General features: G+C 64.7%; 28 protein-coding genes. 9 read left to right on the top strand and 19 right to left on the bottom strand.

Annotated elements, in window-relative coordinates:
• Positions 1 to 3: 3 nt before the first annotated feature.
• Positions 4 to 993 carry a 2Fe-2S iron-sulfur cluster-binding protein gene (locus V9L20_RS17260; protein ID WP_337297539.1) on the bottom strand — a complete coding sequence of 330 codons (990 nt, stop codon included), beginning with the start codon at positions 991 to 993 and terminating at the stop codon, positions 4 to 6.
• A 127-nt stretch (positions 994 to 1,120) separates the two neighbouring features.
• Here V9L20_RS17260 and V9L20_RS17265 point away from each other — a divergent pair, with 127 nt between their 5' ends.
• Positions 1,121 to 2,035 carry a LysR family transcriptional regulator gene (locus V9L20_RS17265; RefSeq protein WP_337297540.1) on the top strand — a complete coding sequence of 305 codons (915 nt, stop codon included), beginning with the start codon at positions 1,121 to 1,123 and terminating at the stop codon, positions 2,033 to 2,035.
• A gap of 19 nt (positions 2,036 to 2,054) precedes the next feature.
• On the opposite strand, the gene V9L20_RS17270 is transcribed toward V9L20_RS17265, so the two are convergent.
• Complete coding sequence (locus V9L20_RS17270) at positions 2,055 to 2,678, bottom strand: 2'-5' RNA ligase family protein (RefSeq protein WP_337297541.1); 624 nt, start codon at positions 2,676 to 2,678, stop codon at positions 2,055 to 2,057.
• Positions 2,679 to 2,851: 173 nt separating this feature from the next.
• On the opposite strand from V9L20_RS17270, the gene V9L20_RS17275 reads away from it, so the two are divergent.
• From V9L20_RS17275 to V9L20_RS17290, 4 genes are all read left to right on the top strand, one after another.
• Positions 2,852 to 3,448, top strand: a complete 597-nt coding sequence (locus tag V9L20_RS17275; RefSeq protein ID WP_337297612.1) for a TetR/AcrR family transcriptional regulator — start codon at positions 2,852 to 2,854, stop codon at positions 3,446 to 3,448.
• Positions 3,449 to 3,485: 37 nt separating this feature from the next.
• Positions 3,486 to 3,773, top strand: a complete 288-nt coding sequence (locus V9L20_RS17280) for a YciI family protein (protein WP_258506451.1) — start codon at positions 3,486 to 3,488, stop codon at positions 3,771 to 3,773.
• 24 nt (positions 3,774 to 3,797) lie between these two features.
• The gene (locus tag V9L20_RS17285) at positions 3,798 to 4,424 is read left to right on the top strand and encodes a DNA-3-methyladenine glycosylase I (RefSeq protein WP_337297542.1); all 627 of its coding nucleotides are present in this window, start codon (positions 3,798 to 3,800) and stop codon (positions 4,422 to 4,424) included.
• 214 nt (positions 4,425 to 4,638) lie between these two features.
• Positions 4,639 to 5,163, top strand: a complete 525-nt coding sequence (locus tag V9L20_RS17290; protein ID WP_443098595.1) for a dioxygenase family protein — start codon at positions 4,639 to 4,641, stop codon at positions 5,161 to 5,163.
• A gap of 412 nt (positions 5,164 to 5,575) precedes the next feature.
• Here V9L20_RS17290 and guaA read toward each other — a convergent pair whose 3' ends face one another.
• From guaA to guaB, 4 genes are all read right to left on the bottom strand, one after another.
• Positions 5,576 to 7,195, bottom strand: a complete 1,620-nt coding sequence (gene guaA / locus V9L20_RS17295; RefSeq protein WP_258506458.1) for a glutamine-hydrolyzing GMP synthase — start codon at positions 7,193 to 7,195, stop codon at positions 5,576 to 5,578.
• A 13-nt stretch (positions 7,196 to 7,208) separates the two neighbouring features.
• Positions 7,209 to 7,628 carry a type II toxin-antitoxin system VapC family toxin gene (locus tag V9L20_RS17300; protein ID WP_337297544.1) on the bottom strand — a complete coding sequence of 140 codons (420 nt, stop codon included), beginning with the start codon at positions 7,626 to 7,628 and terminating at the stop codon, positions 7,209 to 7,211.
• Between the two features lie 11 nt (positions 7,629 to 7,639).
• Positions 7,640 to 7,888 (bottom strand): type II toxin-antitoxin system Phd/YefM family antitoxin, encoded by a 249-nt coding sequence (locus tag V9L20_RS17305; protein ID WP_258506460.1) that lies wholly within the window; start codon positions 7,886 to 7,888, stop codon positions 7,640 to 7,642.
• A gap of 77 nt (positions 7,889 to 7,965) precedes the next feature.
• The gene (gene guaB / locus V9L20_RS17310; protein ID WP_337297545.1) at positions 7,966 to 9,435 is read right to left on the bottom strand and encodes an IMP dehydrogenase; all 1,470 of its coding nucleotides are present in this window, start codon (positions 9,433 to 9,435) and stop codon (positions 7,966 to 7,968) included.
• A 180-nt stretch (positions 9,436 to 9,615) separates the two neighbouring features.
• Here guaB and V9L20_RS17315 point away from each other — a divergent pair, with 180 nt between their 5' ends.
• Positions 9,616 to 10,143 (top strand): DUF4124 domain-containing protein, encoded by a 528-nt coding sequence (locus V9L20_RS17315; RefSeq protein WP_337297546.1) that lies wholly within the window; start codon positions 9,616 to 9,618, stop codon positions 10,141 to 10,143.
• A 10-nt stretch (positions 10,144 to 10,153) separates the two neighbouring features.
• Here V9L20_RS17315 and V9L20_RS17320 read toward each other — a convergent pair whose 3' ends face one another.
• Positions 10,154 to 10,489 (bottom strand): RnfH family protein, encoded by a 336-nt coding sequence (locus V9L20_RS17320; RefSeq protein ID WP_337297547.1) that lies wholly within the window; start codon positions 10,487 to 10,489, stop codon positions 10,154 to 10,156.
• Positions 10,486 to 10,935, bottom strand: a complete 450-nt coding sequence (locus tag V9L20_RS17325) for a type II toxin-antitoxin system RatA family toxin (RefSeq protein ID WP_126745891.1) — start codon at positions 10,933 to 10,935, stop codon at positions 10,486 to 10,488. Before V9L20_RS17325 ends, V9L20_RS17320 begins: the two co-directional genes overlap by 4 nt.
• A gap of 62 nt (positions 10,936 to 10,997) precedes the next feature.
• Between V9L20_RS17325 and smpB the strand changes: the two genes are divergently transcribed.
• The 3 genes from smpB to V9L20_RS17340 all read left to right on the top strand — a co-directional run bounded on the left by smpB (position 10,998) and on the right by V9L20_RS17340 (position 12,468).
• On the top strand, positions 10,998 to 11,474 hold the full coding sequence (smpB, locus tag V9L20_RS17330; protein ID WP_157613979.1) for an SsrA-binding protein SmpB: 477 nt from the start codon (positions 10,998 to 11,000) through the stop codon (positions 11,472 to 11,474).
• Between the two features lie 89 nt (positions 11,475 to 11,563).
• Positions 11,564 to 11,944, top strand: a complete 381-nt coding sequence (locus V9L20_RS17335; protein ID WP_337297548.1) for a COG4315 family predicted lipoprotein — start codon at positions 11,564 to 11,566, stop codon at positions 11,942 to 11,944.
• A 128-nt stretch (positions 11,945 to 12,072) separates the two neighbouring features.
• Positions 12,073 to 12,468, top strand: coding sequence for a COG4315 family predicted lipoprotein (locus V9L20_RS17340; RefSeq protein WP_126745893.1), 396 nt, complete (start codon positions 12,073 to 12,075; stop codon positions 12,466 to 12,468).
• Positions 12,469 to 12,536: 68 nt separating this feature from the next.
• Here V9L20_RS17340 and V9L20_RS17345 read toward each other — a convergent pair whose 3' ends face one another.
• The 11 genes from V9L20_RS17345 to V9L20_RS17395 form a co-directional block, all read right to left on the bottom strand.
• A complete protein-coding gene (locus tag V9L20_RS17345) occupies positions 12,537 to 13,463 on the bottom strand; it encodes a DMT family transporter (protein WP_337297549.1) in 927 nt (308 codons plus the stop codon).
• Positions 13,464 to 13,494: 31 nt separating this feature from the next.
• Complete coding sequence (typA, locus tag V9L20_RS17350) at positions 13,495 to 15,330, bottom strand: translational GTPase TypA (protein ID WP_258506473.1); 1,836 nt, start codon at positions 15,328 to 15,330, stop codon at positions 13,495 to 13,497.
• Positions 15,327 to 16,283: a tRNA pseudouridine(55) synthase TruB gene (gene truB / locus V9L20_RS17355; RefSeq protein WP_337297550.1), complete on the bottom strand. Its 957-nt coding sequence runs from the start codon at positions 16,281 to 16,283 to the stop codon at positions 15,327 to 15,329. Before truB ends, typA begins: the two co-directional genes overlap by 4 nt.
• Positions 16,284 to 16,285: 2 nt before the next feature.
• The gene (gene rbfA, locus V9L20_RS17360; protein ID WP_126745896.1) at positions 16,286 to 16,657 is read right to left on the bottom strand and encodes a 30S ribosome-binding factor RbfA; all 372 of its coding nucleotides are present in this window, start codon (positions 16,655 to 16,657) and stop codon (positions 16,286 to 16,288) included.
• Positions 16,658 to 16,678: 21 nt separating this feature from the next.
• Positions 16,679 to 19,633 carry a translation initiation factor IF-2 gene (infB, locus tag V9L20_RS17365; protein WP_337297551.1) on the bottom strand — a complete coding sequence of 985 codons (2,955 nt, stop codon included), beginning with the start codon at positions 19,631 to 19,633 and terminating at the stop codon, positions 16,679 to 16,681.
• Between the two features lie 24 nt (positions 19,634 to 19,657).
• The gene (nusA, locus tag V9L20_RS17370; protein WP_126745899.1) at positions 19,658 to 21,142 is read right to left on the bottom strand and encodes a transcription termination factor NusA; all 1,485 of its coding nucleotides are present in this window, start codon (positions 21,140 to 21,142) and stop codon (positions 19,658 to 19,660) included.
• A 16-nt stretch (positions 21,143 to 21,158) separates the two neighbouring features.
• On the bottom strand, positions 21,159 to 21,797 hold the full coding sequence (gene rimP / locus V9L20_RS17375) for a ribosome maturation factor RimP (RefSeq protein ID WP_258506478.1): 639 nt from the start codon (positions 21,795 to 21,797) through the stop codon (positions 21,159 to 21,161).
• A gap of 182 nt (positions 21,798 to 21,979) precedes the next feature.
• Positions 21,980 to 23,179 (bottom strand): YbfB/YjiJ family MFS transporter, encoded by a 1,200-nt coding sequence (locus tag V9L20_RS17380; protein WP_337297552.1) that lies wholly within the window; start codon positions 23,177 to 23,179, stop codon positions 21,980 to 21,982.
• A gap of 18 nt (positions 23,180 to 23,197) precedes the next feature.
• The gene (locus V9L20_RS17385; RefSeq protein ID WP_337297553.1) at positions 23,198 to 24,829 is read right to left on the bottom strand and encodes an ABC transporter ATP-binding protein; all 1,632 of its coding nucleotides are present in this window, start codon (positions 24,827 to 24,829) and stop codon (positions 23,198 to 23,200) included.
• On the bottom strand, positions 24,826 to 25,869 hold the full coding sequence (locus tag V9L20_RS17390; RefSeq protein ID WP_337297554.1) for an ABC transporter permease: 1,044 nt from the start codon (positions 25,867 to 25,869) through the stop codon (positions 24,826 to 24,828). Before V9L20_RS17390 ends, V9L20_RS17385 begins: the two co-directional genes overlap by 4 nt.
• Entirely contained in the window at positions 25,862 to 26,896 is a 1,035-nt protein-coding gene (locus V9L20_RS17395; protein ID WP_337297555.1) for a microcin C ABC transporter permease YejB, read from the bottom strand. The genes V9L20_RS17390 and V9L20_RS17395 overlap by 8 nt, the downstream gene beginning before the upstream one ends.
• Between the last annotated feature and the right edge of the window lie 30 nt (positions 26,897 to 26,926).

The following is a 26,926-nucleotide window of genomic DNA, read 5'->3' on the forward strand; positions in this document are numbered from 1 at the left end:
TCTTCAGGTGCCTTGCAGGTAGAAGGCATCGGCATGGGTCTGCTCGGGTGCGAGGCCGCGCGCATGCACCAGCTGGGTCACGGCCTCGACCATCGGCGGCGAACCGCAGAGGTAGGCACGCCAGCCGTCGAGGCTGCCGGGCCAGTCGGCGCGGATGGCATCGGTGATGAGGCCCTGGCGCTGGTTCTCGCTCGCGGGACCGGTAACGACCACCACATGCACCTTCAGTCCCGGATGCCGCGCTTGCAGTTCGGTGAGCTCGGCGAGCCCGTACACGTCGGCGTCGGAGCGCACGCCGAGGTAAAGGTGAATCGGCTGCATCAGGTCGGCCTCAATCGCGCCCCGAACGATGGAGAGAATCGGTGCAAGCCCCGTTCCACCGGCCGCGCAGAGCATCGGCCCGCGGTGTTTCGTGCGCAGGTAGGCCGTGCCGAGCGGGCCGCTGACCCGCACCGAATCGCCCACGCGCAACTGTTCGAAGATGTGCGCAGTGACGCGCCCGCCGGGCACCTTGCGGATATGAAATTCGAGCTCCGCATCGCGGCTCAATCCGGCCATGGAGTACGGCCGCGCCAGGTCGGGCGCGAACTGCAATTGCGCGTACTGGCCCGGTGAAAACTCCAGCGGCTTGTTCGGCTTGAGTCGCAGGCGGCGGATGTCGTGCGTGAGCACGTCGATGCCGGTCACGATCGCCTTGAGGATGCGCGCCGGATGCACCACCACCTCGTCGGGCTCCGGAATCTCGATGGTGCAGCTTTCGGTCAGCGTGCTCTGGCAAGCCAGCACGTAGCGCTCACCCTGCCCGTCGGGGCGGATCGCGTCTTGCCCGGCGTCGAGCACCTGGCCAGCCACCACCTTGCAGCGGCAGGTTCCGCAGCGCCCCGACATGCAGCTGTAAGACACCGGCACATGGTGCTCGCGCAGCACTTCGAGCAGGTTCGCGCCGGGGCGGACTTCGAGCGTGCGGGCAATCGGGTGAATGTGCAGGTCCATCGGGGGCTTTTCTTTGCGCCGGCTCAAGAGGCCGGCCTGTCTCTGGAGCGGATGATGCGCGGCGAACACAGATTGACCAATAGAATCCGGTGAATCGGCTACATCACCGCCATGAATAAAGGTCCGTATGCAACTCAAGGACATCGACCTCAACCTACTGCTGGTGTTCGACCGCATGCTGGCCGAAAAGCGCGTCTCGGCGGTGGCCCAATCGCTAGGCCTTTCGCAGCCGGCCATCAGCAATGCGCTGGCGCGGCTGCGCAAGCTGCTGGGCGACGAGCTTTTCTTGCGCACGGCGCGTGGCATGGAGCCCACCCCTTTTGCGCTGCAGTTGGCCGAACCGGTGGCCTACGCAATGGGCGCGTTGCATTCGGCCCTGAACCAGCAGGTGGTGTTCGACCCCGCCAGCAGCACGCGCAGCTTCACGCTTGCCATGACCGACATCGGCGAGATCTACTTCACGCCCAAGCTCATGGAAACGCTGTCCGGCACGGCGCCGGGCGTGACGATCAGCACGGTGCGTAACAACGCCGCGGCCAGCCTGCGCGATGAACTCGAGGCCGGCCACGTCGACATTGCCATCGGTCTGCTGCCGCAGCTCAAGGCAGGCGTGTTTCAGCGCCGGCTGTTCTTGCAGCGTTATGTGTGCCTCTTCTCAAGTGCTCATCCGCTGGCGCGCAAGCGCAGCGTGTCGCTCAAGGACTTCAGCGCGGCCGACCACGTGCTGGTGCAGGCCGCCGGCACGGGCCACGGCAAGGCCGACGACGTGATGGCTGCGCAAGGCATACAGCGGCGCATTCGGCTCAGGGTGCCGCACTTCGTGGCCATTGGCCACATCCTGCGATCGAGCGAGATGATCGCCACCGTGCCGGAGCGGCTGGCGCAGAGCATTGCGGAGCCGTTCGGCCTGGTGTGGCGCCCTCACCCGGTGCCGCTGCCGCAGATTGCAATCAACCTGTTCTGGCACGCGAAGGTGCATCGCGACCCGGGCAACCAGTGGCTGCGCGGATTGCTGTTCGACAATTTTGCGGACAGCGACTAGAGCGCGGCGGCGAAGAACTTCAGGCGGGCCGGACCGCGGGCCACTGACCGAGCACCTCATGGATGCTTTCGCCCACGTGGCTTTCGATGAGGGCGAACGAATCCGCCCTCCACCGGACCGGCTCGATCGGATGCCGCTCGACCTTGGTGGGCGTGTAGGCCAGGGTCATGTGAGGCGTGAAGCCGTGATCGGGCTTGAAGCCCGCATCGGCCAGCGCTTCGCCAAGACGCTGCCTGAAGGCTGCCAGCGCTGATGTCCCGCTTTCGCTGCCGCACAAAACGAATGCCTTGCTCTTGTCGAACCGCATGACCTCGTCGAACACCACATCGAAAGACGGAGGCGCCACGCTCGCTGCCGCGTCGATGGCGGCCTGCACCTGCTTGCGCGGCACCGCCGTCGGATAGCTGCCGAGGTGATGCAGCGTGACATGCAGGCGATGCGCCTCGGTCAGCTTTCCCTTCAGTGCATGCCGGTCCTTGAGGCGCGCGCCCAGCGCGGCAATCGAAGCGGCGTCTTCAGCGTGAGGAAAGATCGCCAGGAAGAGTGAGCGCGGCAGGCGCTCCTTGCGGGGCGCTGTGCCGCGAACGCGGCGCAGGGGCGGCGGCGGAGGATCGATACCTGGGAGAAGAAGCTGTTCGGGCATGGCAAAAATAAGAGCGTCTTCCCCCGGAGATTCGGACTGCTGCTGGGCCCATAGCTTACCGAAAGCACCCGCATCGGCCAGGCGATTTGCGTTCTTGACGAATCAGGGCGGCTGCCCTATTCTCCGCGCCGTTTAGGACAGCCGTCCTAGTTGCAGGAGATACCGGATTGCAGATGACCGCCATGGCCGACAAGACCACACGCGAGCAGATCGTGGATGCTGCGGACCAGCTGTTCTACACGCGAGGTTTCGAGGCCACTTCGTTCGCCGACATTGCGAAGGTGGTGAACATTTCGCGCGGCAATTTCTATCATCACTTCAAGACCAAGGACGAAATTCTGGATGCGGTCATTGCCGCGCGCCTTGGCCAGACGCGCGGCATGCTGGCGCAATGGGAAGCATGCGGTCCTGATCCCACAAGCCGCATCCGAAGCTTCATTCACATCCTGGTTGCCAACCAATCTCTCATCATGCGGCACGGCTGCCCGGTGGGCACGCTGTCTACCGAACTCGCCAAGCTGGACCATCCCTCGCTGAAGCAGGCCAACGGCCTGTTCACCCTGTTCCGCGTCTGGCTGCGAAAGCAGTTCGCGCTGCTGGGCCGCAAGGCCGATGCCGATGCGCTCGCCATGCACCTGCTCGCCCGGAGCCAGGGCGTGGCCGTGCTGGCCAATGCCTTTCGCGACAAGTCCTTCGTGCAGCAGGAAGTGCGGCAGCTGTGCGAGTGGCTCGAGTCCTGCGCGCGCAAGCCAGCCACCAGCAACCGCTGACCCCCAGACCCATCACCCTCCACAAACAGAGAAAACCATGTTCATCGTGCTCCTCAAATTCTCAAGCAACAAGGCCAATGCAGCCCAGTGGATGGAAGGCCACAAGGCGTGGCTCCAGCGCGGTTTCGACGACGGCGTGTTCATGCTCGCCGGCAGCCTCAAGCCCAACCAGGGTGGTACCGTGCTTGCGCACCGCACGACCATGGCCGAGCTGCAGGCGCGCGTCGACGCCGATCCGTTCGTTGCCGAGAAGGTCGTGAGCGCCGAGATCATGGAAATTGCGCCGGCCCGCGCCGACGAGCGGCTCGGCTTTCTGCTGGGTTGACTATCCCTATACCGCATCCACCTGATGACCACATTGATCGACGGCCCCGACGGCCACCCACGCTGCCGCTGGTGCGCAAGCGCGCCGGAATTTCTTGCCTATCACGACACCGAATGGGGTTTTCCGGTGGCAGACGACCGACGCCTGTTCGAGAAGCTCTGCCTGGAAGGCTTCCAGTCGGGGTTGAGCTGGCGCACCATCCTTGCCAAGCGGGAAAACTTCCGCGCGGCGTTCCACGGATTCGACTTCGACAAGGTGGCCCGCTTCACCGCGAAAGACGTCGAGCGCCTGCTGCAAGACGCGGGCATCGTCCGGCATCGGGGCAAGATCGAGGCGGTGATCCACAATGCCGCCCGTGCGCAAGAACTGGTCGCGAGCCACGGCTCGCTGGCGGCCTTTTTCTGGAGCCATGAGCCCGATGCCGGCTCGCTTGCGGAACCGCAGAGCGCTTCGACCTCGGAGGCTTCCATTGCGCTTTCCAAGGCGCTGAAGAAGCTCGGCTGGAAGTTCGTCGGGCCGACCACCGTGTACGCCTTCATGCAGGCCATGGGCCTCATCAACGACCATGCGCAAGGGTGTGTGGTCCGGGCGAAGGCGGCGCGTGGTCGCAGCGCGTTCCAAAAGCCGCGAGCACGCCCAATCGCCGATTGACGAAGGCGCGGAACTCGCGCGTGCGCCGCGGCTCTGACAAGCCATGCACGCCACGCCAGAACCAGGATCTGTCCGGGTCGAATCCGCACCGGATCGAGCACCGTCCGAGCGGACTGGCCGAGCGGGCGGCCTTCCACGGCGCAGCGTCGCCGCGGCAATGGTCGTCTTTCCCGCGCTCTGGCTGGGCGCCCGGGCCCAGCCCGCAGCGGCCCGAATGGCCACGCCATCGCAAACCGAAGGGCCGTTCTATCCCGTCCGCCTGCCGAGCGATTCCGACAACGATCTGCTGCGCAACGGCACGCTGAACTACCGTGGCGGCCAGCCCGCGTGGGTCGACGGCTCGGTGACCGACCTGGACGGCAAGCCGCTGCGCGGCGCGCAGGTCGAGATCTGGCAATGCGACGAAAACGGCCATTACCACCACCCCGGTGACGGTGATCGCGCCGATGCGGCCTTTCAGGGCTTTGGCCGCGTGGCAGTCGGCGAGGACGGCAGCTACCGCTTCCGCACCATCCGTCCCGTGCCCTACAGCGGCCGGACGCCGCACATTCACGTCAAGGTGAAGCTGGGCACGCGTGAACTGCTGACCACGCAGCTCTACGTGGCCGGCGACCCTGGCAACGCGCGCGACTTTCTCTGGCGCAACCTTCCCCAAGCTGCGAGGGACGCTATCACGGTGCCTTTCGAGCGCGGGGCGGACGGGCTGCGGGCACGTTTTCCGATCGTGGTCGCGGCTTGAGTGCGCCCGGGCTTGGCGACAGCGCCGCCTGAACGCGCTGTCGCAAAAAGGCGGGCGTTTGTATCTTTTCGTACAAGCGCGTACTCCATCCGCCTACAGCCAGCGATCGGCAAAAATAAACAATGCCGGCATGGTGGAACTGGACGACTCAGATCAGCATGCCCTGGCCGCGCAGGCGGCAGAGTGGCGCAGGCGCGCGCTTCGCGGAGACCGGCATGCACGCGGCATCGCCCATGCCCTTGAGGTGAAGGTACGAAAGCTTCGCGGCGATGTACCACCCATGAATTACGACCTGGACACCCGGCCACTCGCACCGTGGCAACCTTCCCGGCGCTGGTGGAACCCCTGGAAGCGCAACTAGGAACAAAAAAAGCCGCTGGGAGCAGCGGCTTTTTTTATGGAGAAGTGAACCTCACTCCCACTCGATCGTTGCCGGCGGCTTGCTCGACACGTCGTACGTCACCCGGTTGATGCCGCGCACCTCATTGATGATGCGGCCCGACACCTTCTTGAGCAGCGCATAAGGCAGCTCGGCCCAGTCGGCGGTCATGAAGTCGCTGGTCTGCACGGCGCGCAGCGCGACCACGTAGTCGTAGGTGCGGCCGTCGCCCATCACGCCCACGCTCTTCACAGGCAGGAACACGGTGAATGCCTGGCTCGTGAGGTCGTACCAGGTCTTGCCGGTGGCGTCGTCCTTGAAGTTGCGCAGCTCCTCGATAAAGATTGCGTCGGCGCGGCGCAGCAGGTCCGCGTATTCCTTCTTCACTTCGCCGAGGATGCGAACGCCCAGGCCCGGGCCGGGGAACGGATGGCGGTACACCATCTCCGGCGGCAGGCCGAGTGCCACGCCCAGTTCGCGCACTTCGTCCTTGAAGAGGTCGCGCAGCGGCTCGAGCAGCTTGAGGCCGAGCTGCTCGGGCAAGCCGCCCACGTTGTGGTGGCTCTTGATGGTGACGGCCTTCTTGCTCTTGGCACCGCCCGATTCGATGACGTCAGGGTAGATGGTGCCTTGCGCGAGGAAGGTGGCGCCTTTGTGGCCTCCATCGCCCGCCTTGAGCTTGGCGGCTTCCTGCTTGAACACGGTAACGAACTCGCCGCCGATGATCTTGCGCTTGGCTTCAGGGTCGCTCACGCCGGCGAGCTTGCCGAGGAACAGGTCGCTGGCGTCGACGCGAATCACCTTCGCGTGCAGCTTGCCTTCGAACATCTCCATGACCATGTCGCCTTCGTTCAGGCGCAAGAGGCCGTGGTCGACGAACACGCAGGTGAGCTGGTCGCCAATGGCGCGGTGGATGAGCGCGGCAGCCACGCTCGAATCCACGCCGCCCGAGAGGCCGAGGATGACTTCTTCATCCCCCACCTGCTCGCGGATCTTCTGCACGGCTTCGGCGATGTGGTCGCGCATGACCCAGTCGGGCTTCGCCTCACAGATGCCGAGCACGAAGCGATCGATGATCGCCTTGCCCTGTACGGTGTGCGTGACTTCGGGGTGGAACTGCAGCGCGTAGTAGCGGCGCGCCTCGTCGGCCATGCCGGCAATGGGGCAGCTCTCGGTGCTGGCCATGAGCTTGAAGCCCGGGGGCAGTTCGGTGACCTTGTCGCCGTGGCTCATCCACACGTTGAGCATGCCGAAGCCTTCGGGCGTGGTGAAGTCGGCGATGTCTTTCAAGAGCGCGGTGTGGCCATGGGCGCGCACGGACGCAAAGCCGAACTCGCGCTTGTGGCCGCCCTCGACCTTGCCGCCGAGCTGGTGCGCCATGGTCTGCATGCCGTAGCAGATGCCGAGCACCGGCACGCCCAGGTCGAACACGGCCTGCGGCGCCTTGTCGGTGGTTTCTTCGTACACGCTCGCGTGGCTGCCCGAAAGAATCACGCCCTTGAGGTGGCCGTCGGCTGCGTATTCGCGCACCCATTCGTCGGTCACGTCGCAAGGGTGCACTTCGCTGAGCACGTGTGCTTCGCGCACGCGGCGTGCGATGAGCTGCGTGACTTGCGAGCCGAAATCGAGAATGAGGATCTTGTCGTGTTGCATGGAGAAGACTCGGTCAGAGCGTTGAAATGTCGAACAGCCTGACGCCCGCTTGCGGCGCAGCCTGGATGAGTTGCTCGTCGAAGGTGGCGAGCGGAAGATTGAGCGATTTGGCGAGCCACAGGTAACCCGCGTCGTATAGCGAAACGCCGGCGTCGATGGCGACGGCCAACACCGCCTTGTGCTGGGCCGGCGCGAGTTCGTGCAGTTCCACGCGGTGGCGAATGGCATCGAGCACGCTCCACAGCCCTTCGACGGCCGAAGGAGGAATGCGGCCGCTGCGAACGCCGTTGGCAAGGATGTTGGCGCACTCCCATTGCCAGGCGTTGGGCGCCTGCGGCTCCACTTCGTCGCGGCGAATGGCGGCGTAGAGCTTGCGGGTGTGCTCGCTGGCGTGATCGGGCAGCAGCCAGGCGGCGGTGACGGAAGCGTCCATGACGAAGGCTGTCACGATTGGCGCCCTTCGTCGAGCAACGCGCGCACGGGCTGGCCGGGCTTGATGCTGGCGTGCAGCGCGTCGATCTGGCCGAGTTCGCGTTCGATCTGCTCGTCGGTGATGACGGGCTTGCGCCGCACCGGCAGCATGCGCACCACCTCCTTGCCGTGGCGGGTGATGCGAACCTCCTCGCCCTTTTCGACCATGTCGATCAGGGCAGAGAAGTTGTTCTTGGCTTCGGCGATGCCGATGGATTGCATTTGGGCCAGAAAGTTGGAATCTGGCCCAAATTCTAATCCCAATCTGGCCTGACTTTCAAGATCTGGCCAGATCAGGCTTACTCGGCGCGGTAGTTCGGCGCTTCCTTGGTGATCTGCACGTCGTGCACGTGGCTCTCGCGAATGCCCGCCGTGGTGATCTCGACGAACTCGGCCTTGTTCTTCATCTCTTCGATGGTGGCGCAGCCGCAGTACCCCATGCTGGCACGCAAGCCGCCCGACATCTGGTACACGATGGAAACCATCGAGCCCTTGTACGGCACACGGCCTTCGATGCCCTCAGGCACCAGCTTGTCGGCATTGGGATTGCCGGTGGTCGACTCCTGGAAGTAGCGGTCGGCACTGCCCTGCTGCATGGCGCCAATGGAGCCCATGCCGCGGTAGCTCTTGTAGCTGCGGCCCTGGAACAGAACGATCTCGCCGGGGGCTTCTTCGGTGCCCGCGAACATGCCACCCATCATCACGGTGCTTGCGCCCGCGGCAATGGCCTTGGCGATGTCGCCCGAATAGCGGATGCCGCCGTCCGCGATCAGCGGAATGCCGGTGCCCTGCAGCGCAGTGGCCACGTTGTCCACGGCCATGATCTGCGGCACGCCCACGCCGGCAACGATGCGCGTGGTGCAGATAGAACCCGGGCCGATGCCGACCTTGACGGCGTCCGCGCCGGCGTCGGCCAGCGCACGCGCTGCGTCGCCGGTGGCAATGTTGCCGCCGATCACGTCGACCTGCGGATAGTTCTTCTTGACCCAGCGCACGCGCTCGATCACGCCGGCGCTGTGGCCGTGCGCGGTGTCGACCACGATGGCATCGACACCGGCCTTGACCAGCGCCTCGACGCGTTCTTCGGTTCCCGCCCCCACGCCGACGGCCGCGCCCACGCGCAGGCGGCCGCTCGGGTCGCGCGCTGCATTGGGAAAGCTGGTCTGCTTGGTGATGTCCTTGACGGTGATCAGGCCCTTGAGCTCCCACGCACTGTTGATGACCAGCAGGCGTTCGAGCTTGTGCTTGTTGAGCAGCGCCTTGGCTTCAGCAAGGGTGGTGCCGTCGGGCACCGTGATGAGCTTTTCGCGCGGCGTCATGATCTCGCTCACCGGCACGTCCAGGCGGCTCTCGAAGCGCAGGTCGCGCCCCGTGACGATGCCCACCACCTTGCCGCCGTCGAGCACCGGAAAGCCCGAGATGCCCAGCTCGTCGGACAGCTGCATGACCTGCAGCACCGTGTGCGTGGGTGTGATCACCACCGGGTCGCGCAGCACGCCGGATTCGTAGCGCTTCACCTTGGCAACCTGCGCAGCCTGCTCGGCCGCGGTGAAGTTCTTGTGCACGATGCCGATGCCGCCTTCTTGCGCAATGGCGATCGCGAGGCGAGCCTCGGTCACGGTGTCCATCGCGGCGGAAACCAGCGGCAGATTGAGCGCGATGTTGCGGGAGAAGCGGGTGGCGAGGGAGGTGTCCTTGGGCAGGACCTGGGAGAACGCTGGCACCAACAACACGTCGTCGAAGGTGAGCGCTTTGCCGAGAAGGCGCATGGGTGAAGCTCCAAAAGACGGATTGTAACGATGCCCGGTACTTACCCGTCCCCTGAGGGGGCTTCGACCGATATCGGCGCGGGTTGCGAGAGCGTCAAACGTCGCCAATTCCCAACTCGGCGGCGTGGAAAGCGTGGGCCTTTCGTGTTGCAAAACGTAAGGCCCAGCTAAACTCGCCGCATGAAATTCGCGCATTGGCTCGTACTGGGATGTGTTTGCCTGCTGCCGCTGTCGGCCAGCGCGCAATGGCAATGGATCGACAAGAGCGGCAAGAAGGTCTTCAGCGACCAGGCACCGCCGCCCGCTATTCCCGAGAAGAACATCCTGCGCCGCGCGGGCTCGCCGCCCCCGGCCCGCACCGGTTTTGGCTCGGCTCCCGCCGAGGGTGCCGCCTCCGACGAGGCAGCCGCCCCCAAGGCCCGCGAAGCCGCCGCAGCGCCCAAGCCGCCGACGGTCGACAAGGAGCTCGAGGAAAAGACCAAGAAGGCACAGGCTGAAGAAAAAGCCAAGCAGGCCGCTGAGGCGGAGAAAAACGCCAAGATCAAGGCCGAGAACTGCGAGCGCGCACGCCAGGGCAAGGCCACGTTCGACAGCGGCATCCGCGTGGCCAAGGTCAACGCCAAGGGCGAGCGCGAAATCATGGACGACACGGCCCGGGCCGCCGAGCAGAAGCGCCTTCAGTCGATCATCCAGAGCGACTGCAAGTAGTCTCGAAGACTCAGTAGCCGGCCTTGCCGCCCTTGCGGCGGTTTGCAAAAAGGCCGGTACCCCGTGCGCCCTGCCGCTGAAAGCGCTCGCGGCGCGCCACCTTGGGGTCCACCGCCAAGGGCCGGCATAACTCGATGCGGTCGCCGTCCTTGAGCAGTTGGTTCCATTCGACTTCCCTGCCCCAGATTCCGGGCGTCATGGCCTGGCGCCAATCCATTTGCGGGAAGCGCTGCGCGAGGTCGCTGGCCTTCACGGCATCGTCCACGGTGGCCTCGGGCGGCAGCCGCAGCACTTGCTCGAACACCTCGCGCGGTGCGGGCGAGTAGCTCAGCGTGACTTCGATCATCCTTCCTTGCCGTAGACCTGCTCGGCGCGCTTCACGAAGGCCTCGACCAGGCTGGAGGCAACGGTGTCGAACACCGGCCCCACCAGCGCCTGCAGCGCAAAGTTGCTGAAGCCGTAGCTCATGTGCAGCTCGACCCGGCAGGCCCGGTCGCCGGGCTCGCCCACGGGTGCGAACTTCCAGATGCCGTCGAGATTGGAGAACGGCCCGTCGACCAGCTTGAGGTGCACTTCGCGCCCCGGTACGTGGCTGTTGCGGGTGGTGAAGCTCTGGTGAAGGCCGGCAAAAGCCAGGCCGACTTCGGCGGTCATGCCGGCCTCGTCTTCCTCGATGACCCGGGCCTTGTCGCACCAGGGCAGGAACTGCGGATACTTCTCCACATCGGTGACGAGCGCGTACATCTCTTCGGCGCTGTACCAGATGAGGACGGACTTGTTGACGGTTTTCATAGAATCGGGACAGCGTGCGCGACGGATTGTATTGAAGCCATGCGTCCCCATCTTTCCGAGCCATGGCCACCAAGAAACAAGATACCTCCTCCCGCATTGCCGACAACAAGAAGGCCGCGTACAACTATTTCTTCGAAGAACGCTTCGAGGCCGGCATCGTCCTCGAGGGCTGGGAAGTCAAGTCCCTGCGCGAAGGCAAGGTGCAGCTGACCGACGGCTACGTGGTGATTCGCGACGGCGAGCTGTTCGTTGTCGGCCTGCAGATCAATCCGCTCAAGAGTGCGTCGACCCACGTCAACCCTGACTCCGTCCGCACCAAGAAGTTGCTGCTGCACAAGGAAGAAATCCGCCGGCTGGTCGGCAAGGTCGAACAAAAGGGCTACACGCTGGTGCCGCTCAACCTGCATTGGAAGGCGGGCAAGGTCAAATGCGAGATTGCGCTCGCCAAGGGCAAGGCCGAGCACGACAAGCGCGACACCATCAAGGACCGCGAAGGCAAGCGCGAGGTGGAGCGCGCCATGAAAAGCCGCAGCCGCTAGTTTCTTTTTTGCGCGGCATGGAATAAAACGCCACTGCAGGTGTTTATGCGGTGCCGCCGGCTGGTCGGTGCACCAACCAGGAGTCTTCCATGTCGCCTCTTCGCGTTTCTTCCGCCGGCATTACCGCGGCGCTGCTCGGCAGCCTGCTCGCGCTTCCCGTTCTCGCCCAGCCCAAGGCCGCGGGCGGCGCGCTGGTCGGCCCGAACGGCATGACCCTCTACACCTTCGACAAGGACACCGCCGGCAGCGGCAAGTCGGCATGCAATGGGGGCTGCGCGGCCAACTGGCCACCCTTTATGGCCACGGACGCCGACAAGCCGGCCGGCGACTTCACCCTCGTCACGCGGGACGACGGCAAGAAGCAGTGGGCGGCCAAGGGCTGGCCGCTCTACTACTGGGCCAAGGACACCAAGCCGGGCGACAAGACCGGCGACGGCGTTGGCGGGGCCTGGAAAACCGCCAAGCCCTGAGTGCACGTGATGTTTTGCTGAACTCGCGACGCCCGCCTACCGCGATTTGCCTTGAGGCCGGCATAAACTGCCGGCTCGCGCATCCAACTGGCTTGTGTTCGCGATTTTTCAACTGAAGGAGAAACTGCATGAAATTGCTCAGCGCCTCGATCCTCGCGGCGGCATTGCTCGCCGGCTGCGGTGGCATGTCCAACAAGACCGCCAGCGCACCCGACACCCCCACTCGCACCGCCGACGGCGTGCTCGTCGGACCGAACGGCATGACGCTCTACACCTTCGCCCGCGATACTCCCGGCGCCGGCACCTCCGCCTGCAACGCCCAGTGCGCCGCCAACTGGCCGCCGCTCCCCGTGGCCGAAACCGCCAAGCCCATGGGCGGCTACACCATCATCGTGCGTGAAGACGGCAAGAGGCAGTGGGCCTACAAGGGTTCTCCGCTCTACTACTGGACGAAGGACAGCAAGCCGGGCGACAAGACCGGCGACGGCGTCCTGAACGGCGCCTGGAAGGTTGCCCGCCCCTGAGGCCGGCCATCCGCTGAATGCAAAAGGCCCCGGCGAAAGTCGGGGCTTTTTTTCTTGTTTCGGTCCGCCTAGTGCGCGCTGGGCAGCACGCTGTCTGCCGCCGTGGTGCGCCGTCCGCGCAATGCGAGCAACTCGTTGAACACCAGTGCGCCAATGACCAGCGCGCCACCGGTCAGCACACTGGGCGCGGGCGTTTCGCCGGCACCAAGCCACGCCAGCGCAATGCCGAAGATCACCTCGAGCAACGCGAGCAAGGCGACCTCAGGCGCCTTCAGCACCCGCGCGCAAAGCACGGAAAGCACGCACGGAATTGCCAGCTGGAACACGCCCAGGAAGGCAAGCAGGCCGAGGTCGTGCGCGTTCGCCTGAAAAGGCAGCGCAAAGGGCAGTGTGAATAGCGCGCTGAGCGCCGCGCCGATGAGCACCGCGGGAACCAGGTCGATGTCTTGCCCCTTGGCATTCGCATGCTGAACCACCGTCCAGTTGGTGGCACCGGCCAGTGGCACGCAAAGCGCCACCAGGGTTCCAAGCAGCGATCCGCCCGCCGCCCCGCCCTGCACCAGCTGCGTGCCGTACATCCACGCAATGCCGAGCCCGGCCACCACGATGGCGAGCCAGGTTCGAACGGGCAGCCGGTGGCCGATGAAGATGCGCGCGGCCAACGCCGTGAACAACGGCCCGAGCGCCATGGTCACCAGCACGCTGGCAGTGGAAGCCAGCGTGAGCGCCACCATGAAGGCGGTGAACATCACCGTCCAGCAGACGCCCGAAATCCACAGCGCGCGGCCGCCGCGCCGTATCTGCGAAAACACCGCCCGGCCCCGCCAAAGCGGCAAGATCACCAGCAGCGCAAGCAGCGTGAAGAGGCTGCGCCAGAAGGTGATCTCGAAACTATGCGCCTGCGCAAGGTGCCGCGTGACAACGCCCGCCGTGGCCCACATCAGGGTCACGGCGACCATCATCCACACGGCCCCTCCGTGCGTCAGGCGCAGCATCGGTGGTCGGTGTCGGTGTCGGTGCCGGCGATCAGCTCGCCGTTTCGCGGCTGGCGCGCTTGCGGTCGCTTTCCTTCAGGAAACGCTTGCGCAGGCGCACGCTCTTGGGCGTGATTTCGACCAGTTCGTCGTCCTCGATGAACTCGACGCCGTATTCCAGCGTGAGGTCGATCGGGGGCGTGATCTTGATCGCATCTTCCTTGCCGCTCACGCGGAAGTTGGTCAGCTGCTTCGTACGCGTGGCGTTCACCACGAGGTCGTTGTCGCGGCTGTGGATGCCGACGATCATGCCTTCGTACACCGGATCGTTGGCCTTCACGAACATGCGGCCGCGGTCGTCCAGCTTGCCCAGGGCGTAGGTGAAGATTTCACCGTCGTCCATCGAGATCAGCACGCCGTTCTTGCGGCTGCCGATGTCGCCCTTGTGCGGTTCGTAGCTGTCGAAGATGTTGCTGATGAGGCCCGAGCCGCGCGTCAGGTTCAGGAACTCATTCGTGAAGCCGATCAGGCCGCGCGCCGGAATGCGGTACTCCAGGCGAACACGGCCGCGGCCGTCCGGTTCCATGTTGACCAGTTCGCCCTTGCGCTCGCCCAGTGCCTGCATCACGCCGCCCTGGTGCTGTTCTTCGATGTCGGCCGTGACCAGCTCGATGGGCTCGTGCTTCTCGCCGTTCACGGTGCGGAACACCACGCGCGGCTTCGACACGGCCATTTCGTAGCCTTCGCGGCGCATGTTTTCCAGGAGGATGGTCAGGTGCAGTTCACCGCGGCCCATCACTTCGAAAATACCTTCTTCGTCGGTTTCGTTAACGCGCAGCGCAACGTTGTGCTGCAGCTCCTTCTGCAGGCGGTCCCAGATCTGGCGGCTGGTGACGAACTTGCCTTCGCGTCCGGCCAGCGGGCTGGTGTTCACGCAGAAGTTCATGGTCAGGGTCGGCTCGTCGACCTTGAGCATGGGCAGCGGCGCGGGCTTGTCCTTGTCGGTCACGGTGACGCCGATGCCGATGTCGGCGATGCCGTTGATCAGCACGATTTCGCCGGGGCCGGCTTCAGTCGATTGCACGCGGTCCAGGCCTTGGAAAGTCAGCACCTGGTTGACGCGGCCCTTGACGGTCTTGCCGTCCGGACCTTCCATGACCAGCACGTCGGTCATGGGCCGGAGCGTGCCCTGGCTGATGCGGCCCACGCCAATGCGGCCGACGAAGGTCGAGAAGTCGAGGGCGGAGATCTGCAGCTGCAGCGGCGCGTCCGGGTCACCCTTTTGCGACGGAACGTGCTTCAGGATGGTGTTGAACAGCGCCGACATGTCGGGACCCCACTGTTCACCGGGTGCGCCCTCTTCCAGCGACGACCAGCCGTTGATGCCCGAGGCGTAGACCACGGGGAAGTCGAGCTGTTCGTCGGTCGCGCCGAGCTTGTCGAACAGGTCGAAGGCGGCGTTGACCACCTTGTCGGGGTTGGCGCCCGGCTTGTCGACCTTGTTCACGACCAGGATCGGCTTGAGGCCGAGGGCCAGCGCCTTCTTGGTCACGAAGCGGGTCTGGGGCATCGGGCCTTCTTGTGCGTCGATCAGCAGCACCACGCCGTCGACCATGGACAGCGCGCGCTCCACTTCACCGCCGAAGTCCGCGTGGCCGGGGGTGTCGACGATGTTGATGTGCGTGCCTTCCCAGGTCACGGCGCAGTTCTTGGCCAGGATGGTGATGCCACGTTCTTTTTCGATGGCGTTGTTGTCCATCACCGTGTCGACCACTTTCTCGTGCTCGGCAAAGGTGCCCGACTGGCGCAGCAGCTGGTCGACCATCGTGGTCTTGCCATGGTCCACGTGGGCAATGATGGCGATATTGCGGATTTGCTTGGTACTCATGGTGTCGCTTCGGTCTGTTGTGCGTTCAAAAGAATTTGCTGGATTTCGATGGGGTTCAGCAAGCGCCCCGGAATCAATTCGTTGGCCGTGATGTGGGCCGTTCCCAGGAAGGCCCGCGGTTCGATGCCGAACACCGCCACCTCGTCGGCATCGGCCCAGCTGCCGCGGCGGCGCAGGCCCGAGAGAAAACGTGCCGCATCTTCGTTGCCGAGCATGACGCGGCTGTGGCCGTCCACCAGGGATTCGGCAGGCAGGAGTTGTGCCAGGCGCTCTTCCTCGCCCATGGCCTCGAGCGCCTCGAGCGTGACGCACTGCGCCTCGCCGAAGCCGCCGGTTGCCGTGCGGCGCAGCGAGGTCAGGTGCGCGCCGCAACCCAGGGCTTCGCCGATGTCTTCACCCAAGGTGCGAATGTAGGTGCCCTTGCTCACCGAGGCAACGATCCGCAGGGCGGTTTCGTCCGTTCGCGTGATGCTCAGCCGATGAATGACCACGTCGCGTGGCGCACGCTCTATTTCAATGCCTTCGCGCGCGTATTCGTACAGCGCCTTGCCGTCTTTCTTGAGCGCGCTGTGCATCGGCGGAACCTGGCGGATCGGGCCGGTGAACTGCGCCTCGACACGGGCCAGGTCTTCAGGCGTGACGTGCACCGGGCGCTCGGCAATGACATCGCCCTCGGCGTCCGCGGTGGCGGTCTTCACGCCAAGGCGGGCTGTGGCCACGTAGGTCTTGTCTGCGTCGAGGTGCAACTGGCTGAACTTGGTGGCTGCGCCAAAGCACAGGGGCAGCACACCGGTCGCGAGTGGATCGAGCGTGCCGGTATGGCCCGCTTTTTCGGCGCGCAGCAACCACTTGGCCTTTTGCAGGGCCTGGTTGCTGGAAAGTCCCAGCGGCTTGTCGAGCAACAACACCCCATGCACAGGGCGCCGCTGCACCCTTGTGCGTGGCGCGTTCATGGCTAGTCGTCTTTCGAACGCGAAGCGACGGCCTGCGCAATGAGCGCATTCATGTCGGCCGCACGCTCGGTGGTGCGGTCGAACAGGAAGTGCAGCGTTGGCACGGTGTGGATGTGCAGGCGCTTGAACAGGCCATTGCGGAGGAACCCCGCGGCCTGGTTCAGCGCTTCGGTGGTTTCGTCCACGTCGCCTGTGAGCACGCTGAAGAACACCTTCGCATGCGCATAGTCGGGCGTGACCTCGACCGCCTGGATCGTGACCATGCCCACGCGCGGGTCCTTCAACTCGCGCGCGATCAGCTCCGTCAGATCGCGCTGGATCTGATCGGCAACCTTGAACGCGCGGTTGGGCGCGGCGGCTTTTCTTTTCGGCATGGACTCTCTCGCGTCGAACGCTTACAGCGTACGGGCGATTTCCTTGATTTCAAAGAACTCGAGCTGATCGCCCTCTTTGATGTCGTTGTAGTTCTTGAGCTTGATACCGCACTCGAAGCCTTCGCGGACTTCGCGAACATCGTCCTTCATGCGCTTGATCGAGTCGACTTCGCCGGTGTAGATCACCACGTTGTCGCGCAGCAGGCGGAAATGCGCGCTGCGGTTGACCGAACCCGAGGTGATGTACGAACCTGCGACCGTACCGATCTTCGAGGCCACGAACACCGTGCGGATCTCGGCCGAGCCGATGATTTCCTCGCGGCGCTCCGGTGCCAGCATGCCCGACATCGCAACCTTGATCTCGTCCACAGCGTCATAAATGATGCTGTAGTAGTTCAGCTGCACGCCATTGCCTTCGGCCAGCTTGCGCGCACCGGCATCGGCACGCACGTTGAAGCCGATCACGATGGCCTTGGAGGCGATGGCGAGATTGATGTCGCTTTCGCTGATGCCGCCGACGCCGGCGTACACGATCTGCACCTTGACTTCTTCGTTCGCCAGCTTGAGCAGCGACTGGGCCAGTGCTTCCTGCGAACCCTGAACGTCGGCCTTGATGATGATGCGCAGCGTCTGCACTTCGCCGGCCGAAAGGTCGGTGAACATGTTCTGCAGGTTCGCGGCCTGGGCCTTCGCCAGCTTGGTGTTGCGGAACTTGCCGGCACGGTAGGTGGCAATTTCGCGCGCACGGCGCTCGTCGCTCATCACCATGAACTCGTCGCCCGCTTGCGGCACTTCGGTCAGGCCCTGGATCTCGACCGGGATCGACGGACCCGCGGTCTTGATGGTCCGGCCGTCTTCGTCGAGCATGGCGCGCACGCGGCCATAGGTCGAGCCGGCCAGCACCACGTCGCCGGTCTTGAGCGTGCCGGACTGAACCAGCACGGTTGCGACCGGGCCGCGGCCCTTGTCAAGCTGGGCTTCGATGACCAGGCCCTTGGCGGCGGCATCCACCGGCGCCTTGAGTTCCAGCACTTCGGCCTGCAGCAGTACCTGTTCGAGCAGGTCGTCGATGCCCTGGCCCGTCTTGGCGGACACCGGCACGAACGGCACGTCGCCGCCGTACTCTTCAGGCACGACTTCTTCGGCCACCAGTTCCTGCTTCACGCGGTCCGGGCTGGCGTCGGGCTTGTCGATCTTGTTGATGGCAACCACGATCGGCACACCAGCAGCTTTCGCGTGCTTGATGGCTTCCTTGGTCTGCGGCATGACGCCGTCGTCGGCCGCCACCACCAGGATGACGATGTCCGTGGCCTGCGCACCGCGGGCACGCATGGCCGTGAAAGCCTCGTGACCCGGGGTGTCGAGGAACGACACCATGCCGCGCTCGGTTTGCACGTGGTATGCACCAATGTGCTGCGTGATGCCGCCGGCTTCGCCCGCGGCAACCTTGGCACGGCGAATGTAGTCCAGCAGCGAGGTCTTGCCGTGGTCGACGTGGCCCATGACGGTCACGACCGGTGCGCGCGGCAGCGCTTCGGCGGTTTGCGCGCCCACGTCCTCGTCGGTGAAGGCTTCCGGGTCGTCCAGCGCGGCAACGACCGCGTTGTGGCCCATTTCCTCCACCAGGATCATGGCGGTGTCCTGGTCGAGCGACTGGTTGATGGTCGCCATCTGGCCCAGCTTCATGAGCTGCTTGATGACTTCCTGCGCCTTGACGGCCATCTTGTGCGCGAGCTCGGCCACCGTGATGGTTTCAGGCACGTGCACTTCAAGAATGCGCGCCTCGACCGGTGCGGCCTGCACATGCTCTTCGTGGCCTCCACGGTCATTGCTGCCACGGCGGCCACGCGGGCCTCCGCGCCAGTTGCCGCGGCCGACACCACCGCTGGCATCGCCGCGGGTCTTGATTTCCTTCTTCTTGGCAGGATCGCCAGCCCAGCTCGACGAGAGCTTGGCCGACTTGACTTCCTTGCCGGCACCGGCGGCGCCAGGCGCTGCGGGAGCTCCGGCTGCGGCGGGCGCACCGGGGCGAGCCGCGGGCGCGGCCGGCTTGTGCAGCGTGCCCTTGACCGCGGCCTTTTCGGGCTGCGGCTTCTCGGGCGCCTTGTGCGGCACCAGCACGCGGGCCGGTGCGTTCATCATGGCGCGAATGGCTTCGGCTTCGGCGAGTGCCTTGCGGCGACGCTCGTCGAGGTCCTTGGCGCGAGCGGCTTCCTCGTCGGCACGGGCCTTCGATTCAGCGGCGGCCTTGGCCTTCGCGTCTTCCTTGGCTTGCGTGGCGGCGGTCTGGGCGGCCAGCTTGGTGTCTGCGGCTTGCTGCTCCGCGGCAGCAGCTGCGGCGGCCGCAGGTGCTGCCACCGGCTTGGCCGCTTCCTTGGCGGGCGCGGCGGCGGCTTCGGCAGCAGCCTTTTTCTCGGCGGCGACGCGGGCGGCTTCCTGCTCGGCCTGTTCGGCGCGCTCGGCCTTTTCTGCCTGTTCGCGTTCGCGGGCTTCGGCTTCTTCGCGCAGGCGGCGCTTCTCGGCCAGTTCTTCTTCCTGGCGGCGGATCAGCTCGGCCTGGCGGCGCGCCTCTTCCTCGCGGCGGGCCAGTTCGGCCTCGTCGATGCGGGGTGCGGCGGGTGCCGCGGCGGGCGCTTCGGCCACGGGTTGCGCTTCGGGCACGGCCGGGTGGCCGTCGTCACGCTGGATGAAGGTGCGCTTCTTGCGCACTTCGACCTGGATGGTGCGGGCGCGGCCGGTGGCGTCGGCCTGCTTGATCTCGCTGGTCGACTTTTTCGTCAGCGTGATCTTCTTGCGCTCGGGCTCGGCGGTGCCGTGGCTGGCTTTGAGAAAGCCGAGCAGGCGCTGCTTGTCAGCCTCGGTGAGTGCATCGGTGGGTGCCGCTTTGGGCACGCCTGCGCTCTTGAGCTGGTCAAGCAAGGTTTCGGGAGTCTTCTTGAGCTCGTTCGCGAACTCGGCGACAGTGGTACTGGACATATTGGTTTCGTGCCTCCATGACCATCACTCTTGGCCGGCGAACCAATGTTCGCGGGCTTTCAAGATGAGGGCTTTGGCGTCATCGGCGCTGTGGCCGGTGATCTCGGTGAGTTCATCGACCGCGAGGTCGGCGAGGTCGTCGCGGGTGTGCACACCCGCCTCGGCCAGCTTGGGAATCAGCTCGGGGTCGAGGCCTTCGAGGTCGCGCAGATTCTGCGAGACGGTCTCGACGCCCTCTTCCTTGGCGATTTCCATGGTCAACAGCGCATCCTTGGCGCGCGTGCGCAGCTCGTTGATGGTGTCTTCGTCAAAAGCTTCGATCTCCAGCATTTCGGAGATCGGCACATAGGCCACTTCCTCGAGGCTGTTGAAGCCTTCGGAGATCAAGATGTCGGCGATTTCCTCGTCGACGTCGAGCTTTTCCATGAAGAGCTTGCGGCTGGCATCGGTTTCGACGGCCTGCTTTTGCGCAGACTCGTTGGCGTCCATGATGTTGATCTTCCAGCCGGTCAGGTCGGAAGCCAGGCGCACGTTCTGGCCGCCGCGGCCGATGGCGATGGCGAGGTTTTCCTCGTCGACCACCACGTCCATGGCGTGCTTTTCCTCGTCGACCACGATCGACGATACGTTGGCCGGAGCCAGGGCGCCGATCACGAATTGCGCTGGGTCTTCGCTCCACAGCACGATGTCGACGCGCTCGCCGGCGAGCTCGTTGGTGACGGCGTTGACACGCGTGCCGCGCACGCCGACGCAGGTGCCGATGGGGTCGACACGCTTGTCATGCGACAGCACGGCGATCTTGGCGCGCGAACCCGGGTCGCGGGCGCAGCTCTTGATTTCGAGCAGGCCTTGTTCGATTTCGGGCACTTCCTGGCGGAACAGCTCGATCATGAACTCGGGTGCCGAGCGCGACAGGATGATCGGCGCGCCGCGCAGCGTCAGGTCGACCTCCATGATCATGGCCCGCACGCGGTCGCCGTTGCGCAGGTTTTCCTTGGAGATCATCTCGCTGCGGCGCAGGCGCCCTTCGACGCGGCCGGCCTCCACGATGATGTCGCCCTTGTCCAGGCGCTTGACGGTGCCCACGAAGATCTTGTCGCCGCGCGACATGAAGTCGTTGAGCAGCATCTCGCGCTCGGCGTCGCGGATCTTCTGCAGGATGACCTGCTTGGCCGCCATGGCACCGATACGGCCGATGGGCACGGATTCAACCGCTTCCTCGATGTATTCGTCGACCTCGATGTCGGGCATTTCTTCCCGGGCTTCGAACAGGAGGATTTCCTGGTCGGGCAGCTGCAGGCCGGCCTCGTCCGGAACGACGTGCCAGCGGCGGAAGGTTTCATAGTCGCCGCTGTCGCGGTCAACCGAGACGCGGATGTCCACGTCGCCCTGGTGGAGCTTCTTGGTGGCCTGCGCCAGTGCGGACTCGACTGCGCCGAAAACCACGTCGCGCTCGACGTTCTTCTCGCGCGAGATCGCATCCACCAACATCAACATTTCGCGATTCATGCCACCACTCCTCTAGTCAGTCCGGAACATTCGTTCCGTCGTCAATATCCGAAAAACCCGGTTGGGTTTTGGCCTTGCGGCCCTTGAAATCCACAATTGGCGCAAGCCGCGCATCGCGCAGCTCGTCCAGCACGAAGCCGAGCGCATGCAACGTTGCAGGCGCGCGCTTCTTGCTCACTTTTTGACCCGGCTTGGGCTCGGGCGCATCGCTCCAGACGATTTGCCAGCCCGGGGCTCCGTTGGCCCCTTCCACGCGCTCCAGCGTGCCGCGAAACTTCTTGCGGGTAGCAGACACCTGCCCCGCCGCCGCGGCACCCATCGGCGCCTTGAGCGTGATGTCGATGATCTCGCCCACGAAACGTTCGAAATCCTGCTCATTGCGCAGCGGACGGTCAATACCCGGCGAGGAAACCTCGAGCCGCTTGTAATCGACACCATCGACCTCGAGCGCAAATTGCAGCTGCCGCGTGACCTTTTCGCAATCTTCGACGGTCACGAAAGGCTCGGGAATACCGGCAGCCACAGCTTCCGATGTGGGGGCCGTCCAGGGCAAATCAATCGTCACGCGCAGCAATCCCCCGGCCGACCGTTCGATCTCGACCAGGTCGTAGCCGAGTCCGGCTACGGTTTGTTCCACAATCTGCTGCAATGCCACGTGTTCGAAAACGCCTTGTAAAAATGCCTGTGCGAAATGCTTGTACGCGCCACCCGCCCGCCACGGATGCCACGCATTGAAAATGCATAGACCAAAAAAAACGGGCGGTTGGTACCCGCCCGTTTGGTCGTGAGCCTCGAATTATATGCTATTCCTGTGATAAATGAAGTGGCTGGAGCGGCTCAAAACGCCTGCCGGCGCCGGGATTTGGACCAGACCAGCGCAAACAGCACGGAACCAAGCGCCAATGCGGCGGCGGCCACCAGCAGCGGCAGCTGGAAAGACCCGGTCCGCTGGGCCAGCGGCGCCGCAAACAGCGGCCCGATGATCTGCCCGACCCCATAGGAAGCCGTCGCGAAGCCGATCAGCCCGGCCGCGGCATTTCCCCGCAAGCGGCGGGCATCTCGCATGGCAAAAAGCGTGATGGCCGTGAACGGCATGCCGAGCAGCAGGCTCCCAAGGGCAAAGCCCGTGATCGTCGGCCATGCGACCGACAGCACCACGCCCAGCGCCTGGAGCGCATAGGCCACGGCCAGCAGCAAACGGTTGTCCCAGTGGACGGGCGCGCGGGCGCCGATCAGCGCGCCTGGAATGATGGCCAGCCCGAACAGCGGCCAGAAGAAGTCGGGCCAGGGCGAACCCGGCAGGGCCTGGCGGGCGATCACCGGAAGGAACGTCGCGGTGATGATGTAGCCGAAGCCGGCCAGGCCATACAGCGCAACCAGCCAGATCGCGTCGCTGCGAGCCGACGCCGAAGCAGCCGGCCCGGCTGCAGCCGGAGGTGCCGCCGTGGAACCGGTGGCGGCGGGCAGGTCGCCGTCATCAAATATCCGCCAGATCAGCGCCACCAGCACCACCGCGAGCACGCCCAGACCGATCCATCCCGCTTCCGAACCCCAGCGGCCCAATGCCCCGCCGAGCAGGCCCGTCATGGCAATGCCGATGCCCGGCCCCGTGTAGATCACGCCGGCCAGAGCCGGGGAATTGGTTTCGGCCAATCGCCGGAGGCCCCACCCCGATGCAAAGACGAAAACCCAGGCGCTCATCACGCCGGCGGCCGTGCGCAGGATGCCCCAACTGGTAAAGCTGTGGAGCACGCCCATGCCGATCAGCAGCACCGCCGTGGCGGCCAGCCCGCCGCGCACCATGCTCTTGGCCTTGATGCCGATGGCCGCGCAGCTGACTGCTCCCAGGAAGTAACCCAGGTAATTGAGTGAAGCTAGCACGCCTCCGGCCTCGAGCTGCAGCTTTCCCTCGTGCAGCATGATCGGCAGCATGGGCGTGAAGGCGAAACGCCCCAGGCCCATGGCCACAGCCAAAGTGACCATGCAGGCCAGCGCCGCGCGCCAGGCACCGCGCCGGTTTTGTCCGACTCCCGACATTTTTCTTCAGTTCCGTTGTTATTCCAGCAGCGCGGCGGCCACCAGTTTCTTTGTATAGGGGTGCTCGGGTGCATCGAGCACGCGCTCGACCGGGCCGGTTTCGAGGATGGCGCCGTCCTTCATCACGATGACCTGGTGCGCCATGGCGCGGATCACCTCGACGTCGTGCGTGATGAGCAAATAGCTCAGGCCACGCTCGCGCTGCAGGCGCTGGAGCAATCCCAGCACCTGCTTCTGGATCGTGACGTCGAGCGCACTGGTGGGCTCGTCGAGCACCAGCAGCTGCGGATCGACGATCAATGCGCGCGCAATTGCGAGCCGCTGCCGCTGCCCGCCCGAAAACTCGTGCGGATAGCGGTCGAGCAACGACGGAAACTGCGCCTCGCTCAGCCCCACGTCGGCCAAGGCTGCAAGAGCTCGCGCCCGCCGCTGCACCGTGCCCAGTTCGGGTGCGTGCACTCGCAACCCCTCCCCTACGATCTGCTCAACCGTCATGCGGGGCGAGAGCGAAGAAAACGGGTCCTGGAAAACCACCTGCATGACCCGGCGCAGGGCCAGGTCGGACGCGCGGTCGACCGCCCACCCCTTGCCGTCCACCTTCAGCGCGCCGCGGTACTTCAACAGCCCGAGCGCGGCCAGCGCCAGCGTGGACTTGCCCGAACCGGATTCGCCGACCACGCCCAGCGTTTCGCCGGGGGCTATGCGGAAATCGGCGTTCTCCACCGCGATGAATTCACCCTTGCGGAACCAGCCCGCAATGCCCGGCCTGGACACCGGATAGCTCACCCGCAGCCCGGTGGCCTCCAGCACCGGCTTCGCACCCGCGCCCACGGCCACCGCGGGGACGTCGCGCTCCGGATGGCTGTCGATCAGCTTGCGCGTGTAGGCATGCTGCGGCGCTTCGAACACGGTGCCGACAGCGCCATGCTCGACGATGTGGCCGTTTTCCATCACCGCGACGCGGTCGGCAAACCGGCGCACCAGGTTGAGGTCGTGCGTGATCAACAGCACGGCCATGCCGTGCTTGCGCTGAAGGTCGGCAAGCAGGTCGAGGATTTGCGCGCGCACTGTGACGTCGAGCGCAGTGGTCGGTTCGTCCGCCAGCAGCAGGCGTGGCTTGCAGGCGAGCGCCATGGCAATCATGGCGCGCTGGCGCTGGCCGCCCGAAAGCTGGTGCGGAAACGACCTCGCCCGGCGCTCCGGCTCGGGAATTCCGGTGTCGGCAAGCAACCGGACGGCAGCCGCCTGCGCCTCCCGCGCGGAAAGCCCTTCGTGCAGTTCCAGCACCTCGGCAATTTGGTCGCCCACGCTGTAGAGCGCATTGAGCGCCGTCATCGGCTCCTGGAAGATCATCGCGATCTCCTTGCCGCGGATGCCGCGCAGTTCACGCTCCGGAATCGACAGCAGATCGCGCGCATTCGAGCCGCTTCGCGCGTCGAACAATTTGGCGGAGCCGGTCACTTCGGCGTTCTGCGCCAGCCGCAGCAGCGACAGGGCCGTGACAGTCTTGCCCGAGCCCGATTCGCCGACAAGTGCGAGCTTTTCGCCCACGGCGATGCGGAAGTCGACGCCGTGCACCACGCTCTTGCCACCGAACGCGACGCGCAGGCCCTTTACGTCGAGCAGCGGCTGATGGGTCATTTCGCTCATTTGTCGGCCTTTCGTGGATCGAGCGCATCTCGCAGTGCGTCGCCCATGAACGTCAGCAGCATCAGCGTGACGACCAGCACCCCGAAAGTGAAAAGCGAAATCCACCAGGCATCGATGTTGGCCTTGCCCTGGCTCAGCAGCTCGCCGAGCGACGGCGTGCCCGGCGGCACACCCAGGCCAAGGAAGTCGAGCGAGGTCAACGCCAGGATGGCCGCGCTCATGCGAAACGGCAGGAAGGTGACGACCGGCACCATGCTGTTGGGCAGGATGTGGCGCCACATGATCTGCAGGTTGCCGACGCCCAAGGCGCGGGCGGCACGCACATAGTCCATCTGCCGGTTGCGCAGGAACTCGGCGCGCACGTAGTCCGCCAGGCCCATCCACCCGAACAGGCTGAGCAGGATCAGCAGCAATGCCACGCTGGGCGTAAAGATCGCACTGAAGATGATCAGCAGGTATAGCTCCGGCATCGATGCCCATATCTCTATGAAGCGCTGGAATGCCAGATCGGTCTTGCCGCCGAAGAAGCCCTGGATGGCACCCGTCGCGATCCCCAGCACCACGCCAATGGCGGTCAGCGCCAAGGCGAACAGCACGCTCACGCGAAAACCGTAGATCAACTGGGCGAGCAGGTCGCGCCCGCGATCGTCCGTGCCGAACAGGTTGCTTCGCGATGGCGCGGCTGGGTTCGGCAGCTTGGCAAAGTAGTTGAGCGTTTGCGGCCCGTATGGGTTGGGCGCATAGATCGCCCAGTTCTTGCCTGAGGTGATCCGCTCACGAATGAACGGATCGAGGTAGTCGGCGGGGGTCTCGAAGTCGCCGCCGAAGGTTTTTTCGGCGTAGTCGCGCAGCACCGGGAAATAGGTTTGTCCCTCGTAGCGCACGACAAGCGGCTTGTCCGTGGACAACACCTCGGCAAACAAGCTCAGGACGACGAGCACCGTGAAGATGGCAAGGCTCCAGAATCCGAGCGGATTCCGGCGAAAGCGGCGCCAGGCGCGGCGCCCCGGGCTGAGCGAGACGGGCAATACGTCAGTCAAATTTCACCCTCGGGTCGACCCAGACGTAGCAAAGGTCGGAAATGAGCTTGGTCAACAGGCCAATCAACGTGAACAGGTACAGCGTGCCCAGCACCACGGGATAGTCGCGCCGGATCACGCTCTCGTAGCTAAGCAATCCGAGGCCGTCGAGCGAAAAAAGCGTTTCGATCAGCAGAGAGCCTGTAAAGAAGGCGCCGATGAAGGCCGCCGGGAATCCCGTAATGATCGGAATCAGCGCGTTGCGGAAGATGTGTTTCCACAGCACCTGCTTCTCGGCCAAACCTTTGGCACGGGCGGTCAGCACGTACTGTTTGCGAATTTCTTCCAGAAACGAATTTTTTGTGAGCATGGCCGTCACCGCAAAACTACCGAGCACCATGGCCGTTACAGGCAGCGTGATGTGCCAAAGATAGTCAACGATCTTTGCCCCCCAGCTCATGGTTTCCCAGTTGGGCGACGTCAGCCCGCGCAAGGGAAACCACTGCAGTTGCCCGCCGAAGACGACGAGCAGCGCAACCCCCAGCACGAAACCGGGAATCGCATAGCCGACCAGCACGATGAGTGTGGTGACGAAGTCGAACCGCGAGCCGGCCCGCACTGCCTTCGCGACGCCGAGCGGTACTGCGATCAAATAGCTGATGAAAAAGGTCCAGAGGCCCAGGCTGATCGATACCGGTAGCTTTTCCTTCACCAGGTCCCAAACCGCCTTGCGCTGGTAGAAGCTCTGCCCAAGATCTAGCCGTGCAAAAGACTTGAGCATCTGCCAGAAGCGCTCATGCGCGGGCTTGTCAAAGCCGTAGAGTGTCTTGATCTCTTCGATGCGTTGCGGATCGAGCCCCTGGCGGCCACGGTAACCAGCGCCTCCAGCCGCGGCCCTCTCACCGCCCGAGTCGCGGCCCTGCAGCTGCGACACCATCTGCTCGACCGGGCCACCGGGCACAAATTGGATGACTGCGAAGGTGATGATCAGTACGCCCAGGAGCGTCGGGATCATTAGCAGCAGGCGCTTGAGGATGTAGCTGGCCATCAGGGTGCAGTCCTCCGGGTCACACGAGCC

Source organism: Variovorax sp. CCNWLW225, assembly GCF_037204045.1.
In the GTDB taxonomy this organism is placed as follows: Bacteria; Pseudomonadota; Gammaproteobacteria; order Burkholderiales; family Burkholderiaceae_C; genus Variovorax.